At 37.2% G+C, this 14,639-nt stretch carries 16 protein-coding genes; 5 read left to right on the top strand and 11 right to left on the bottom strand.

Features of this window, described 5'->3' with window-relative positions; genetic code table 11:
- Both rsmD and MHI04_RS04425 read right to left on the bottom strand, forming a co-directional pair.
- Entirely contained in the window at positions 1-567 is a 567-nt protein-coding gene (gene rsmD / locus MHI04_RS04430) for a 16S rRNA (guanine(966)-N(2))-methyltransferase RsmD (protein ID WP_036125297.1), read from the bottom strand.
- 72 nt (positions 568-639) lie between these two features.
- On the bottom strand, positions 640-2,061 hold the full coding sequence (locus MHI04_RS04425; protein WP_036125299.1) for a hypothetical protein: 1,422 nt from the start codon (positions 2,059-2,061) through the stop codon (positions 640-642).
- 56 nt (positions 2,062-2,117) lie between these two features.
- Here MHI04_RS04425 and MHI04_RS04420 point away from each other — a divergent pair, with 56 nt between their 5' ends.
- Complete coding sequence (locus tag MHI04_RS04420; RefSeq protein WP_036125301.1) at positions 2,118-2,507, top strand: hypothetical protein; 390 nt, start codon at positions 2,118-2,120, stop codon at positions 2,505-2,507.
- Between the two features lie 2 nt (positions 2,508-2,509).
- Here the strand turns inward: MHI04_RS04420 and MHI04_RS04415 are convergent, their stop codons facing one another.
- Positions 2,510-2,782 carry a YlbG family protein gene (locus MHI04_RS04415; RefSeq protein WP_036125303.1) on the bottom strand — a complete coding sequence of 91 codons (273 nt, stop codon included), beginning with the start codon at positions 2,780-2,782 and terminating at the stop codon, positions 2,510-2,512.
- 327 nt (positions 2,783-3,109) lie between these two features.
- On the opposite strand from MHI04_RS04415, the gene MHI04_RS04410 reads away from it, so the two are divergent.
- Entirely contained in the window at positions 3,110-4,024 is a 915-nt protein-coding gene (locus MHI04_RS04410) for a glycerophosphodiester phosphodiesterase (RefSeq protein ID WP_036125304.1), read from the top strand.
- Between the two features lie 521 nt (positions 4,025-4,545).
- On the opposite strand, the gene MHI04_RS04405 is transcribed toward MHI04_RS04410, so the two are convergent.
- Positions 4,546-4,992: a YlbF family regulator gene (locus MHI04_RS04405; protein ID WP_036125306.1), complete on the bottom strand. Its 447-nt coding sequence runs from the start codon at positions 4,990-4,992 to the stop codon at positions 4,546-4,548.
- 90 nt (positions 4,993-5,082) lie between these two features.
- Between MHI04_RS04405 and MHI04_RS04400 the strand changes: the two genes are divergently transcribed.
- Positions 5,083-5,580 carry a PaaI family thioesterase gene (locus MHI04_RS04400; protein WP_036125313.1) on the top strand — a complete coding sequence of 166 codons (498 nt, stop codon included), beginning with the start codon at positions 5,083-5,085 and terminating at the stop codon, positions 5,578-5,580.
- On the opposite strand, the gene MHI04_RS04395 is transcribed toward MHI04_RS04400, so the two are convergent.
- A complete protein-coding gene (locus MHI04_RS04395; RefSeq protein ID WP_036125315.1) occupies positions 5,561-7,033 on the bottom strand; it encodes a UDP-N-acetylmuramoyl-L-alanyl-D-glutamate--2,6-diaminopimelate ligase in 1,473 nt (490 codons plus the stop codon). The genes MHI04_RS04400 and MHI04_RS04395 overlap by 20 nt on opposite strands.
- 150 nt (positions 7,034-7,183) lie before the next feature.
- The gene (locus MHI04_RS04390; RefSeq protein ID WP_036125317.1) at positions 7,184-8,371 is read right to left on the bottom strand and encodes a CAP-associated domain-containing protein; all 1,188 of its coding nucleotides are present in this window, start codon (positions 8,369-8,371) and stop codon (positions 7,184-7,186) included.
- A 147-nt stretch (positions 8,372-8,518) separates the two neighbouring features.
- Between MHI04_RS04390 and MHI04_RS04385 the strand changes: the two genes are divergently transcribed.
- Positions 8,519-8,920 carry a YugN family protein gene (locus tag MHI04_RS04385; RefSeq protein WP_051891699.1) on the top strand — a complete coding sequence of 134 codons (402 nt, stop codon included), beginning with the start codon at positions 8,519-8,521 and terminating at the stop codon, positions 8,918-8,920.
- A 147-nt stretch (positions 8,921-9,067) separates the two neighbouring features.
- On the top strand, positions 9,068-10,126 hold the full coding sequence (gene ytvI, locus MHI04_RS04380) for a sporulation integral membrane protein YtvI (RefSeq protein WP_080717108.1): 1,059 nt from the start codon (positions 9,068-9,070) through the stop codon (positions 10,124-10,126).
- 18 nt (positions 10,127-10,144) lie between these two features.
- On the opposite strand, the gene MHI04_RS04375 is transcribed toward ytvI, so the two are convergent.
- The 5 genes from MHI04_RS04375 to ctaD all read right to left on the bottom strand — a co-directional run bounded on the left by MHI04_RS04375 (position 10,145) and on the right by ctaD (position 14,605).
- On the bottom strand, positions 10,145-10,606 hold the full coding sequence (locus MHI04_RS04375; RefSeq protein WP_036125319.1) for a DUF420 domain-containing protein: 462 nt from the start codon (positions 10,604-10,606) through the stop codon (positions 10,145-10,147).
- A 40-nt stretch (positions 10,607-10,646) separates the two neighbouring features.
- Entirely contained in the window at positions 10,647-11,570 is a 924-nt protein-coding gene (gene ctaG / locus MHI04_RS04370) for a cytochrome c oxidase assembly factor CtaG (protein ID WP_036125321.1), read from the bottom strand.
- A 181-nt stretch (positions 11,571-11,751) separates the two neighbouring features.
- Complete coding sequence (locus MHI04_RS04365) at positions 11,752-12,096, bottom strand: cytochrome C oxidase subunit IV family protein (RefSeq protein ID WP_036125323.1); 345 nt, start codon at positions 12,094-12,096, stop codon at positions 11,752-11,754.
- The gene (locus tag MHI04_RS04360) at positions 12,096-12,722 is read right to left on the bottom strand and encodes a cytochrome c oxidase subunit 3 (RefSeq protein WP_036125326.1); all 627 of its coding nucleotides are present in this window, start codon (positions 12,720-12,722) and stop codon (positions 12,096-12,098) included. The genes MHI04_RS04365 and MHI04_RS04360 overlap by 1 nt, the downstream gene beginning before the upstream one ends.
- On the bottom strand, positions 12,722-14,605 hold the full coding sequence (gene ctaD / locus MHI04_RS04355; protein ID WP_036125328.1) for a cytochrome c oxidase subunit I: 1,884 nt from the start codon (positions 14,603-14,605) through the stop codon (positions 12,722-12,724). Before ctaD ends, MHI04_RS04360 begins: the two co-directional genes overlap by 1 nt.
- Between the last annotated feature and the right edge of the window lie 34 nt (positions 14,606-14,639).

Here is a 14,639-nt window from a genome sequence, read left to right as displayed (position 1 = left end):
TTATTCTCCCTCTTCCTCTGTACAGCGATAAACAGAAATAATTGTTCCGCCATATGATTCTTGTCTTGTTAACACAAATTCACCAAAATTTCGAGGCAATTGTACCTCTTTCGCATGTTCACATAATATAATACCATCTCGTTGAACTTTATCATTGTCCACAAGAATCTGAACTAAATCATAGTATTCCTGTTGATGGTAAGGTGGATCTAAAAAGACATATTTAAACGTAAGATCACGTTTTAACAGCGCTTTCACAGCACGCTTTGCATCAATACGAAAAAGCTCTGTATCTTCTTCATAACGACATTTTTTTATATTTTCTTGTAGCACTTGGAATGCTTTTGCATCTTTTTCAATAAAGATTGCTTGCTTTGCCCCACGACTTAGTGATTCAATGCCCAAGCCACCGCTTCCTGCAAACAGGTCAAGCGCGATTCCTCCATCAAAAAACGGACCTATAATATTAAAAATCGATTCCTTCACTTTGTCCGTTGTAGGTCTTGTCGTATTTCCAGCTATTGCTTTTAGCGGCATTCCTTTGCGCTCTCCTGCTACAACTCTCATAACAGCATATCACCGTACTTTCATCCATATAAAGTATTTTTGCAGCGAAAGGATGACCCTCCGCTGCAAAAGTTATTGTTGTTCTTGTGTTAATACTTGAATTCGCTCGTCCTTCTTTTGTAGTTCAACTAGGAATAAACGTTGCAACCAAGCTTCTTCCACATAATAATGATCAGCAATTTTAATAATTGGCTCTGAAATTGTTGCATATCTCCGCTGATTAAATACATAGAAACCAGGCTCTTTCGGGAATCGGAATGTGCGATGCTCGCTATTTACGTAATAGCCATTCTTCCCTTCCTCAGCCGAATAGCCAAGATAAGGCAATAACGTATCTGCCGTATACAACACTTGACCCTCATATAGAATAACATGAACGTCTTCTTTTAATACATCATCCACATACACATCACGAGCATCCTCAAATAAGAGCGGATATGTTCCATCTTTCTGAGCTGCGTTTAATGTAAAATAAGATGTTTTCGCATCTAACGCTTGTGATAAATACTTGTCCAATGTATCAGGCGAAAGCGGTTCTTCCCCAAGGTTTTTCAGCTTTTCCTGCCAAGCTTGCTGTTGACTATCTGTCATATAGTCATTTAATGTCTTAACCATTTTCTTTGTTTTGTCTCCACCAATTGAATCGTTTACTAAATAGGATGCCACAACTTCAGGCAACCATTCTGGAGAATCTACAAATTTAAATTGTGATTTGATTTGTGATAAAATCACTTCCTGCTCAACGGCTTGTGCAGTAAGTGTTGGTAAAAATAACAATCTTTCATCATGAGCTGTTACCGGACTTTTTTCTTGAATAATAGCAATATGCTCATCATTCAAAAACTGCAAGCTTTCTAATGATTTTAGGAAATCATTAGGAATTGACTGCTGTGCATAGATAGATAAAATCGGTGTTTGCTCTTGTACTTTAAGTTTACCTGCTTGCCAATAAAGATCTTGAACGGTACCGTTTCCTTTAAACATTGTGTAATTCACAAGAGACAGTTGTTGTTGCCCTACTAAAGGTAAACCTGTAATCCACTGTCCATTCACTTTACTATCTGTAGAAATATGAACAATTGAATACGATGCTTCACCATTTATTAGTGTAGCAAAAACATTTTGAAGGAGCATCTTATTTTTTAAGCCGCCCTCAATTGGAATTATGTATGACACAGATTGTGATTTCGTTTCCCCTTTGGCAAAATAAGAGACCTCATCTGATAAACGATCACAGCTATTTTCGCTCTCGATAAAACAACTAGGATTTGTCGCTTTTTCTGGCCATTTAATTTTCACCTTTTGATTTGGTAAATTTTTAAAATGCTGGCGAATATCTAAGCTATTTTCACGATAGACAATCTCTATTTCTTGAGAGTAATGAAAATCCCCTATGCCTGTTTCTAAATCAGATGAATAAGCATGATACTGGAAAAATATCGTTCCTGTAATAATTAGTGCTAAAATAGAAAAAAAGCTTAATGCAAATTTCATGTGCTTGACCTCCCGCAGCATGATACTATGAGTATTGGAAAGGATGTGCAATTATTATGCCACAACAATTTATAGAATTAGGAGAAGGCTATGGTGATGTTTACGAGTTACTCGAAATTATCAAAACAAATCAGGAACGCTTTCATCAAGCCTTTATACTAACATCTACAAAAGAAGATAAAAAGGTGATCTCATTAGCTGTAGCTCTCAAACCAGTTGGTGAAAGTAAGTTCATGCCTATCTATATTTGCCGAGAAGGCATCCCATATAATGAAGAACAACCTACAATGCGACAAAAAATGTTTGAAGCACAAATAGAACAACTCGATCGGAAAGCAGTTGTTGTAGAAATAAAGCACTCATCTATATTTTCGGAATCAAAACTATTTTATCAATACTTAATCGGTATATTAAGACTAAATAACTATATACCTGCATTGACGTAAGATTATAGACCTACTTTGTAGTCATATTCCTTTGCTTTATCTGGTTTTGCATTTTCATATTCAGTTTTCACAAATGGACGATAAGACTCCACAACGTCTTTCACAAATGGAAGGCGTTGTAGTTTTGTTGTCATCATATCAATGTCCTCACGATTACAGTAAAGCACTACGTATTTTTGCCTTCTTGAAATATAAAGAACATGACCATATTTCCGAAGAGATTTAGCATGTTTTAATTGATGGACGTAAACGATTAGCCCTTGTCGTTCGTTCATATTGGATTCCCTCATTTCTTACATAAAAGAATACCATAGACCGGAAAATGATAGCAACAGAGTTTAGCTGACAGAAAGCTCAATTTTCCGTTATAATGGAAAAGCATACTGCGAGAAACATCGTAGAGATATGAATTAGTTGTTTTCATGGAACATTTACGCCTCCGCGTAATAGCTCCGTATTTTTTTGCTTTTGCATATATCAGCATGAAAAAAGCATCATTCACTTCTACTAGCTATTAGTTTTAGTAGGTACTTTAATTATCAATACTGACAATGAATTCACCATTACTTTTTATATGAAGATAATTGTTAAGGAGGACGAATATGGGTAAGAAAACAAAAATTGCCCTTGCTATTGCTGCGGCAAGTGCAGCGGCTTGGGCAGGTAGTAAAGCTATTTCTAAACCACAGCAACGTGAAGGCAAACAAGCATTGCAATTTGATCGCCCCATCATTCTGGCGCATCGTGGCGGGGCTCTTTTAGCACCTGAGCATACAATGATCGCATTTGAAAAAGCAGCACAGTTAGGAGTCGATGGCTTTGAAATTGATATCCGTTTAACAAAAGACGAGGAAATCATTGTTTTCCATGATGATACAGTTGATCGTACAACGGATGGCTATGGTCTCATTGCCGATATGACCTTAGCAGAAATCAATGCCTTAAATCACGGCTATCAATTTGAAGATTTGGATGGCGCTTTTCCATATCGAGAGGAAAAAATTAATGTAGTGACATTACGAGAGCTACTTGAAACTTATCCAAATATGCTCATCAATATTGATATTAAAGATGCTCCAGATACTTATGAGGGAAGTTTGATGCCTTCTAAACTTTGGCGCTTAATCGAAGAGCTAGGCGCTGAACAGCGTGTCGTTGTGACAAGCTTCTATGGTGAGCAAATCGATCGTTTTAATTTATATGCCCAAAATCAAGTAGCACTTGGTGCCGGTGAATCAGATGTGAGAAAAGCATTTGCCTCCTTCTCAAGTCAATTTGGGCACTTATATCATCCGAAAGTTGATGTTTTCCAAATCCCACCTAAATCAGGCGTTATCGCATTAGATTCACCTAAATTTATTCAATTTTTGAATCATCTCAACATACCTGTCCACTATTGGACAATCAATGATATCGACACGATGAAAAAATTAATCCATAATGGCGCCAAGGGGATCATTACAGATCGCCCTGATATAGCTGCTGAATTATTACAGGAACAAGAGTCGTTATCATGATACGAACATAAAGGGGAAGGACACTAGTTACGTGCCTTCCCTTCATTTGAATGTTCTACCTATATAATGAGCAGATATGGGCTTGTCTAATCTGATGGATTTCATGAGCAATAATATATTGAAGAATTACTGTATTCGTTTTCTTCCCCAGAAACCGTTACTAACTCGTCATGGTTCCCACGATAGCTCCTTAAAAATGGGCCAACTCCCTGTCTTAAATCTGAGGAAAGCCTCTAAATCTTAATAATCCTCAAATCGAGTATCCAATCCTTTTGACCTTGCATACCACGGATCCAACTAGACTATAATATAAAAGGATATTTGTAAGGCCATCCAATAAAGTTACTTGATTTAGAACCTTTTTAGCAGCCTAAACAACTTTTTTCCTATCCTGTCACCAGGGATGACAGCCATTCAAGTATGTTTCCTCCTATCAATTGAAAAAAGACTGTAAACAACCTCCTGTGAATACTTGGAGTTGTCTACAGTCTAGAAGAGATGTGTAACATACACATCGTATTTTATGCTGAGCAAGAGCATGAGCCGCCCGAGCCACATCCTCCTCCGCAAGATGAACCAGATGCAAAGAATGGGTTACTAACAGGAACTTTTACAGCTTCAGAGACTGTTTTACCTATTAATAGGCTAATCTCATCGAGTAAATCCTGAAAATCGTTTTCAGCAATTTTTAAAGCTGAAACTTTTTCATTCAAGTCAAGTGCCCTTTTCTGTTGGCGAATTGACTTCATGATTGTATGGTAGTCTGGATGATATTTTCCGAAACGTTGTACATCTTCGTACTGCTCTTTCATGCGATTAAATGCGTAAATAGCTTCTACAATTTGTGCATCACTATAGACTGCATCATACGCTTGCTGTAGCGCAATCGCAGGTTCTGAGGAAAGAATCATCTCACAAAGCGCTTCGGTCTCATCCAAAATGAGTACCCAGTCAGAGGTCATCATCATTTTTAATTCCCCCAATCTCTTTCCCATCATAACAGATTTTATGGTAATTTTACATTATTGATACTTTTAATGAAAGAGGTTTTCCAATTAATGACAACATCTAAAGGACAGATAGAACAATTACTAGCTGAAATTTTACAAGAAAGTACTGAGGAAGATGAAGAAGTTTTATTACATCTTTTAAATGGGCTAAGAGAGAAGCAGCAAGGCATTCACCGTCGTTATCTTAATGCTGCCCTACATATGGTAGGTAAGTTTGAGCCTGAAATTAGTGAGGTTCGTATCCCTATTACACCAGTTATTCATAATACAATTAAGGTGCCTCATGGTGGCATTATTGCAACAATTGCCGATGCAGCTATGGGCGGACTTGCTTCACGCTCTGTACCAGAGGGATATAATGTGGTTACAACGAATATGAATCTATCGTATATTGCCACAACAACGAATAAAGAATTGATTGCGCGCGGTCGTTTTGTTCATAAAGGACGTCAAACACTCGTCATGGCATGTGATATCGAAGATGAGACAGGTCGCAAGCTGGCTATTGCTACAGGATCTTTCTTTGTTATTCAGCGTCGTCTGTAATGAGACTGGCAAAATAATCTTTGATGCATTGTTGATCGGAAAAAGGCAATTTTTGATTTTTAATTTGCTGTGTTTGTTCATGCCCTTTTCCGGCCACAAGGACAATATCGCCCTTTTTCGCCTTTGCTAACGCTTGATGGATAGCAAGCTTCCGATCTAAGTAAATTTCATAATATTGTTGCTCTGTAAAGCCTGCAATAATGCTTTCATTTATCACGATTGGATCTTCATCTCGTGGATTATCTGTTGTTAAATAAATAACGTCCGCGTATTTACTTGCTACCGCTCCCATGGCGAAGCGCTTCGCCTTATCACGATTTCCACCACAACTAAAAACAAGGTAAATTGTTTTGGAACGATTAAAGGTTTGTAAAACGGCTTGCAAGGCTTCTGCTGTATGCGCATAATCTACATAAACCTCTATACCCAAAGGATTATCAATCTTCTCAAGTCGTCCTTCTGGTAGTTTTAAGGACCACATATGACCAACTAGATCTTCCATCGGGACACCTAGGCGCCATATAGCCATTAAGGCAGCAATAGTATTTTGTACATGATATTTTCCGACAAAAGGAATTTCCACAATATGCTCACTCGCTGTTGTTTGTAAGCAAAGTACGGTTTTTCCAACTGTTTCACTGACAATTTGAATATGTAGATCGTTGTGATTATCAAAGCCAAATGAACAGGATTTTTTCTTATCATAAATCCCTACAGAACGACAAAAGTTATCATCTCCATTTAATACTAACTTTTTGGATAAATCGGCTAATCTTTTTTTTGCACGTTTATATGCTTCTAAACCACCATGATCTTCTAAATGGTCTTCTGATAGATTTAAAAATACACCACAGTCAATATCGCAATGGTCGAGTCTATGCTGCTGTAAGCCCATTGAAGAAGCTTCTAGCACAACATGTGTAACCCCTTTTCGTACACATTGCTTTAATATCGGATGCAATTCTTTGGCCTGCAATGTTGTTAGTTGCTCGTAAGCCGTTTGTTGTTTCTCGCCATTGATGAAAAAGCCAACCGTTCCAATAACTGCTGCTTTTTTATGTAAGGCATTTAGAAGCTGACTAACAAAATGGCTCACCGTGGTCTTTCCATTTGTACCGGTAATGGCAATAACCGTTAAAGCCTCTGCTGGAAAAGCAGCAAGCTTCGCACTCGCATACGATAAAAATAATGCTGTATTCGGAACCCACACAAAAGGAATTTCTTTATCCATAATCGGCAAAGAAATACTTTCTTCCGAAACAATGGCAGCAGCCCCCCGTGCCAACGCTTCTTTAACAAAACGACTTCCTGATGTTTTTTTGCCCTTTCGTACAATAAAAATGTCGCCGGGTTGTACGGCCTGTGCATAATCTTCTACGCCTGTAATTTCTGTTCGAATGGATCCTCCTGTCACACTACATGGCCAATCTTTTAATAACTCAGCTAGTTGCAAGCCTCATTCCCCCTTTCCGTTCTCTATCATATGACGGCGTTTGTAACGGTGTGACGAAAAATGTAGAAGCCCACAGTGAAAGTACTACCTTATAAAAAAATAAAGACAAGCTCGGCTATTCGAGCTTGTCTTCAAACTGATATTCTGTTGTTAGGATGAGGAGGATTGCTCTGTATTCTCTACAGGGTCCTCACTATCTGGTTCTTTATTTCTCTGTTCTTCGTTATCCTGTTCTTCAATATCTTGTTTTTTTCTATCTTGCTCTTCACTATCCATCGTCTGTGCAGTAGGCTCTATATAGATTTGCGTATAATAATCTACGAAAGCACCGGAACCAACGCGTGTATATCGATCATCCAATAACACCTTCCTATGTTCAGGCGAATTTGTCCAACCATGCATAGCTTCTATCGCATCAAAATAAGCAGTGGCAAGATTTTCATTCGCTGCACTATAGTCGATGTCATGTGCCTGTAATCTCTTTTTTAAATCTCCATTAGTTGGAGACTCATGTGATAAGAAATTTTGCACCTTCATATCTTCACTATGCATTTTTGCAGCTTCTTCTAATGATTCATCCATTGCTAAAGGTGGTAATTCATGATGTACCCTCGTAACATTTAAGAGATCATCAAGCTGTTTGGCGCTAGCTACATCGATTTCTTGCTGCAAAAATGAAGACGGTGGCGTACGTCTCACTAGTTCACCTTGATAACTCATTTCATATGGTTGATGAAGGACAAGTGTTTCACTGTCTGTATAACGTATTCCCTGTAGCTCACTTGTCTCCCTATCTATATAAAGCTGTGCATAAAGGCCATCAAATTTGACAAGCAACCTTGTTTGCATATCTTCTTCACTCATCGAGAAAATGAAAATATTTTCTCCCACAGTGGCCGCTACCTCATAATCAATAATCGTCATACGGTATATTTCATCGCGTTTTTGTCCAACTTTAAAAGGAAATGCATCGATTTCTTGTCCAGCTATGTAAACTTGCGTTACAATATTATTTTCAACACCAATCATAAAAAACGTAGCAACATCTTTATTGTAGACCCACCATTGATAGCCAAATGAAGACGGTTCTTTTCTCGTTGGTTCCCCATATTGCTCTAAAACGGTTTGAATGCCTTTTCCTACCAAAGTTGATATGCCTGTTTGAGGTCGTGTCATTGCTCCTACAGCAGACTGTTGCTTTAGTTGTGTTTGAGGGATTATATTAGAATTGGTATTTGGTCCTTCTAACGGCTCATTTTCCTGCGGGGTATTGAAAAACATAAAGCCAATTAATGCAATTGCGCCACAAACCATTAAAATGCGGAATAAAGCTTTCATACAGGACTCCTTTTCATCACCATTATTGTAAGTTATTATATCAATTGTAATTGGGTTGACACAATGTTGTCATTGCAACAATGTCGAATATGCTCTATTATAAAAATGAGCGTATACTTTGTACGAGAACCTAAAGGAGGACTATACATGTATTTTGAAAATACTAACCTTGAAAATTTAACAGCTGATCAAGAACTAATTGTCAGCATTATGAAAAAGCATGGTTTAGAATGTGATGGCGGTTGGGATTACGAACGTATGACATTCGATAAACGTTTCGATACTCGTGAAGGTCGCTATTACCTACGCGTATTCGCATATGCCATTTCTGGTGATGTAGGTGCACACGATGCCATCCTTACGTTAATGAAACCAGCCCTAGGTAAATACTATTACCCACATGGTGTTGAATATGGGGATGATGAAGTTTACCCAGCACATCTTGTAACAAAATGTGAAGAAATCTTAAAAAAGGTTAAATTAGAATTAGATCAATTCTCAATTGAGCCAACAAATAAAAATAACTTCGAACCTGTTAACGCACGCTAATCTTTATTAAACTAAAGTGACAGCAAGTATAGCGTAAGTAGCTTCATTTTATGAAAAGACTGGTGGTCCAGTCTTTTTTTATTTTGAGTAAAAAAATTTTTTCTCCTCATACTACCTATATCTATTACATGGATGTAGGTGAGAAAAATGTTATCTTTTTTTAATCGTCCTTTTTTTCGGCATCCCATAATCGTCATAGCGATTGGGCTTCTGCTTCTCTGGTTCATTTCTATATCGTTACCAATCCTCCTTGCCTACTTAACCGCGTTACTTTTAGAACCGATTATTGTTCGAATGTGCAAACGGTTTCGAAAAAAACGTAAAATAGTTGTTTTCATCTTTTTTTTATTTTTTCTCAGTATCTCTTTATTATTATGTACACTTATACTCTATATAAGCTGGAAACAATTTTCTTCTTTTATCATCGATATTCCTGAGTACCTTAATCAACTATCGGCCTTATGGATTCAAATGCAATCCAAGCTCAGTAACTACACCTATCATTTACCTGTAGAACTCGTTTTACAAATTCAATTCATGATTGAAAATGCTTTAGCCTCTATAGAAAAATTCGCCATATCCTTAACAAATGTGAATGTATTGTCTACTTTACTAACATATATCCCCTCCCTTTTATTTGATGTTTTTGTTTATTGGATTGTCTTGTATATGTTGCTCTTAGATTTGCCAGCCATTAATCGGAAATTATTAATGCCCTTTCCTTTTCACTATCATCAAAAAATCATTTTTATTGGGCAGCGCGTTAAACTAGCCTTATTCGGCTTTTTAAAAGCACAATTGCTTGTTGGTGCTAGTATCTTTGCGATATCCTTCGCAGCATTTTATTATTTAAAAACGCCATTTCCCATACTGTTAGCTTTATCACTCGTTGTATTAGATTTTATCCCTTTTCTCGATTCATTTATCCTTTTAGTCCCATGGGCCATTTATCAAGTATTTGCAGGCGACTATATATATGCTGTCGTTCTAACGTTACTAAATGTGGGGCAATTTCTAGTCCGCAGAATGATTGAACCAAAAATTATTGGTGATAAAATTGGCCTTTCCTCCTTAAATACCTTCATTGCCATGTTTATCGGCTTTAAAATATTTGGTTTTCTTGGGATATTAATAGGCCCTTTACTTGTTGTAGTGATACTTTCTATATTTCAACCAACTACAAAAAATCTCCCACCTTTACAATAATAAAGAGGGAGATTTTTTTTAAAACCCTAAAATGGCTTTAATAACGGATGTTGTTTCACCTGGTTCAAATAAAATATATAGCAATAAATAAACAAGTACACCAGTGATGGCAACAAAGAACCAAATAATACTTGTGATTGGTCCAATACGTCTGTGTAACTTAATATTTGTTTTCAAACCCGAAATAATGCTAACGATACCAAACACGGCTCCAGATGTCGCCAAAATAATATGGAAAATCAAAAAGAACGTATAATATGGTTTTAAATGTTCTCCACCGCCAAAAGCCGTATTTCCAATAAAGATTGTACGGGATGCATAGATAATAAAGAATATAAGTGCCGCAACACCTGCAGCAAGCATTACTTTCTTATGCCCCTCTACATTTCTTTTTATAATTAAGCCCCATCCTATCGCTACTAGTACAGCACTAATGACGATAAACGATGTACTAATAGTAGGCAAAATTTGCAATTCCATTGTCAAAACCCCTTATACAAAGTAAATTTCTATATTACAATTAATGTTGCTGTTGACTTTCCCATTTTTTTTGGTGTGCAGCTAATGCATCAGCCGTAATTTTATCTGGATCTTTTTGTTCAGAACGATACCATCTCGTAAAGATTGTCCCAATTAATACACCAAAAATAAGCTCTTGTAAGATTTTCATTAATACGCCACCTAATTGCTGGTCTGCAACAGGTTTCATGTCTGTAAACAGCTCTGGTCCTGATAATGATAAGCCTGATAATGTAGAGGCTGGTACACACAGCTCCATTGCTTTTAACCAGGCATCACCATTTGTATATGTCTCATACATTGCATTAGGAGCAAAAATGATTAATCCACAAGCAGGTGTAATTAACACAGCATTTGCAATAATATAGGCTAATTTATGCAAAGGCTTCATTTTAGCACTATTAGGCATATTTTGAATTAAAGGCCAGTACATAAAAATAGCTGAAAGAAATAATACAAATGTATAGGTACCATGTAATGTTTCATTTAATTTAATGTAATCTAATACTGAAGGCAAATGATAGAAGGAAAATAGACCAATAAACACAAAGACTGCAACAACTGGTAATGTCAGTACTTTAAACAACGTTCTAACAACCGGTGCTTCAATCGCAACTTTCCAAACCCACCAAGGGATTCCTTTAATTAAGAAAATCGGAACAAGCAATAATAAGATCGCCATTTGAACCATATGCATGGTAAACATAATGTGAGCCATTAAATCAACTGGAGAACCTTTAATGATATAAATAGTAATCATGGCTAACACGAAATAAATGGCTTCTCCCTTTTTCAAAGGTTCACTTACTTTAAAATCATTACGCCACTTTACTGTGACTAAAAAATAGATAATCGTTATAAAAACAAGAACTCCTATTAAATAGGGACTCCACAATGCTTGGAAACCAAATATACTAAGTGGCATATAGAACGCACTCCTTTAAACTTCAGTACTCCTATTATAAAACGCTTACAGCTATACTGCAATGAACGAAAGGTGAACAAATGTTAAGTTTAACAGTGTTTGTCTCTTTTTGAAACCTTCACAACTTTAAAACATAAGAAAAAGCACGTTCGTACAATTAACGAACGTGCTCTTTTGGTGATTACCACCAAATGATTGTTAAAAATGCTAAGAAGAATGTAAATGCGATTAACATCCCCATCCACATGAAGAAGCCAATAACACCACCAAAGTGTGTTTTTTTGTCCTCTAAGTGCATGAAAGAATAAAGCTGAAGTACAACTTGAACACCAGCCAATAATAATACGAATGGCATGATTAAGTATTTAGAAAAATCAGCTGCAACTACTGCGAATGCGATAAACGTAAAGAAAATCATGATCGCAAAGTTGATTACTTGTTTACGCATATGAACGGCATTATGATGACGATCATACTCATACTGTGCCTGTGACTTAGCAACTATAGGTGTATCGTGTGAAGACATTATCCGATCACTCCCATCAAGTAAACTACTGTAAAGATAAATACCCAAACAACGTCAATAAAGTGCCAATATAAAGCAGCTACGAAAAATTTAGGTGCATTGTACAAGTTTAAACCACGTTTCGCATTACGGATCATTAAAGTTGCAATCCATACAAGTCCTAAAGTTACGTGGAAACCGTGTGTACCAACTAAAGAATAGAACGCAGTTGCGAATGCAGATTGGTTAAATGTAAAACCAAGGTGCACATAGTGTTGGAATTCATAGATTTCAAGTGCTAAGAATCCAAGACCTAAAGCTAAAGTAATGGCTAACCAAGTTTGCATCCCTTTAAAGTTAAAGTTACGCATATGGTAAATTGCATAAACAGAAGTTAGTGATGATGTTAATAATAACATCGTCATAGCAAATGCTAATGGTAATTCAAATAAACCTTGAGTTGTGAACTCCATGCCAGCTGGCCCTTTGTTCTTAAGTGCTAAATAAGTAGCGAATAAACTTGCGAAAAGTACAACTTCACAGGCAAGGAAAATCCAGAAACCAACGACTTTATTTTTACCTTCCATCGTAGCTTGTTCAGGATGATCTGGCCAAGTATGAGGAGTAAATTTAGTATTGAAATCCATTATTTATTTCCTCCTTTGCCGTAAAGATGTTCTTCAATTTCAAGAATTTCTTCTTTGTGTAAGTGGAAACCATGATCGTCTTTAACTGAACGAACAATCATCGCCCCAAATGTAATAGCTAAACCAATGATTAATACATAGATAGACCATGGTTTATCTGCATCTGGATTGTAAAGTGCACCGAATGCTGCAATAAACATACCTAATGAAATAACGAATGGAATCGCTGAGTTATTTGGCATATGAATATCACCGATTGGCTCAGCAAACGTCACTTCTTTATTACCTTCTTGTTTTTCAATCCACCATGGATCTAAACCACGTACAAGTGGCGTTTGACGGAAGTTGTAGAATGGAATTGGTTGTGGAATTGACCATTCTAAAGTACGTCCATCGCCCCATGGGTCGCGACCTGCTGGCTTGCCTTTAATAGACATTAAGCAGTTGATTACCATTAAGATAACCCCTACACCCATCATTAATGCACCGATTGTAGAGATATAGTTGAACTGATCCCAACCTTGACCTTCCATGTAAGTGAATACACGACGTGGCATACCCATTAAACCTAAGAAGTGTTGAACGAAGAATGTTAAATGGAATCCAATAAAGAATACCCAGAAAGTAATTTTACCAAGCGTTTCGTTTAACATACGGTTGAAGAAAATTGGCCAGTAGAAGTGCGCTGAACCAAATAATGCTGTAACGATACCACCAACGATTACGTAGTGGAAGTGAGCAACGATAAAGTAAGAATCGTGTAATTGATAGTCAAGAGGTGCAGATGCTTGCATTACCCCTGTAACACCACCCGCAACGAATGACGGGATGAAACCAAGTGCATAAAGCATTGGTGTTGTAACTTTAATAGATCCGCCCCAAATAGTTAAGATCCAGTTGAATACTTTCATACCTGTTGGAACCGCGATTGCCATTGTTGCAACAGCGAAGATTGCGTTTGCTGTTGGCCCAAGACCAACTGTAAACATATGGTGAGCCCAAACCATGAACCCTAGGAAACCAATTAAAATTGTTGCGAATACCATTGAAGAGTATCCGAATAAACGTTTACGAGAGAACGCTGGAATAATCTCAGAGAATAAACCGAACGCCGGTAATACTAAGATATAAACCTCTGGGTGTCCGAAAATCCAGAATAAGTGCTCCCAAATTACTGTGTTACCACCCATTGTATGGTCAAAGAAGTTACCACCGAACATACGGTCGAATAACATCATTAATAAACCAATTGTTAATGGAGGGAATGCGAATAAAATTAATGCACTTGATACAAGAGCTGTCCATGTGAATAATGGCATACGCATGAATGTCATACCAGGAGCACGCATTGTAATGATCGTAACGATGAAGTTAAGACCTGAAATTAATGTACCTGCCCCTGAAATTTGTAAACCAAGAACATAGAAGTCAATACCATGTCCTGGAGAATATAAAGATAATGATGCATAAGAAGTCCAGCCCGCATCAGGAGCGCCACCCATAAAGAATGACAGGTGAAGGAATACAGCACCTAGGAAGAATAACCAGAACCCTAAAGAGTTAAGGAACGGGAATGCAACGTCACGCGCACCAATTTGTAATGGTACAAGCATGTTCATAAATGCGAATAGTAATGGAGTAGCAGCTAGGAATAACATTGTTGTTCCGTGCATTGTTAATAATTCATTGAAAAAACCAGCTGACACGAAATCGTTATTTGGTTTCATTAACTGAATACGCATTAATAACGCTTCAAAACCAGCGATAGCGAAGAACAATGTGCCGGCTAATAAATACATGACTGCTAACTTTTTATGGTCAACAGTAGTAATGTAATCCCAGACAGTTGCTCCAAAGCCCTTTTTCTGTGTGTATGAGCTCACAACTTTTACCTCCCTCAAAATTTGTTACATAGAA

Source organism: Lysinibacillus sp. FSL K6-1151 (assembly GCF_038630755.1).
Lineage (GTDB): Bacteria > Bacillota > Bacilli > Bacillales_A > Planococcaceae > Lysinibacillus > Lysinibacillus fusiformis_D.
The sequence above is the reverse complement of the archived record's forward strand: the minus strand, read 5'-3'. Positions and strand labels throughout refer to the sequence as shown.

Coding starts and splice junctions, on each gene's coding strand:
- rsmD (WP_036125297.1), bottom strand. CDS start 567: ATGAGAGTTGTAGCAGGAGAGCGCAAAGGAATGCCGCTAAAAGCAATA.
- MHI04_RS04425 (WP_036125299.1), bottom strand. CDS start 2,061: ATGAAATTTGCATTAAGCTTTTTTTCTATTTTAGCACTAATTATTACA.
- MHI04_RS04420 (WP_036125301.1), top strand. CDS start 2,118: ATGCCACAACAATTTATAGAATTAGGAGAAGGCTATGGTGATGTTTAC.
- MHI04_RS04415 (WP_036125303.1), bottom strand. CDS start 2,782: ATGAACGAACGACAAGGGCTAATCGTTTACGTCCATCAATTAAAACAT.
- MHI04_RS04410 (WP_036125304.1), top strand. CDS start 3,110: ATGGGTAAGAAAACAAAAATTGCCCTTGCTATTGCTGCGGCAAGTGCA.
- MHI04_RS04405 (WP_036125306.1), bottom strand. CDS start 4,992: ATGATGATGACCTCTGACTGGGTACTCATTTTGGATGAGACCGAAGCG.
- MHI04_RS04400 (WP_036125313.1), top strand. CDS start 5,083: ATGACAACATCTAAAGGACAGATAGAACAATTACTAGCTGAAATTTTA.
- MHI04_RS04390 (WP_036125317.1), bottom strand. CDS start 8,371: ATGAAAGCTTTATTCCGCATTTTAATGGTTTGTGGCGCAATTGCATTA.
- MHI04_RS04385 (WP_051891699.1), top strand. CDS start 8,519: ATGTATTTTGAAAATACTAACCTTGAAAATTTAACAGCTGATCAAGAA.
- ytvI (WP_080717108.1), top strand. CDS start 9,068: ATGTTATCTTTTTTTAATCGTCCTTTTTTTCGGCATCCCATAATCGTC.
- MHI04_RS04375 (WP_036125319.1), bottom strand. CDS start 10,606: ATGGAATTGCAAATTTTGCCTACTATTAGTACATCGTTTATCGTCATT.
- ctaG (WP_036125321.1), bottom strand. CDS start 11,570: ATGCCACTTAGTATATTTGGTTTCCAAGCATTGTGGAGTCCCTATTTA.
- MHI04_RS04365 (WP_036125323.1), bottom strand. CDS start 12,096: ATGTCTTCACACGATACACCTATAGTTGCTAAGTCACAGGCACAGTAT.
- MHI04_RS04360 (WP_036125326.1), bottom strand. CDS start 12,722: ATGGATTTCAATACTAAATTTACTCCTCATACTTGGCCAGATCATCCT.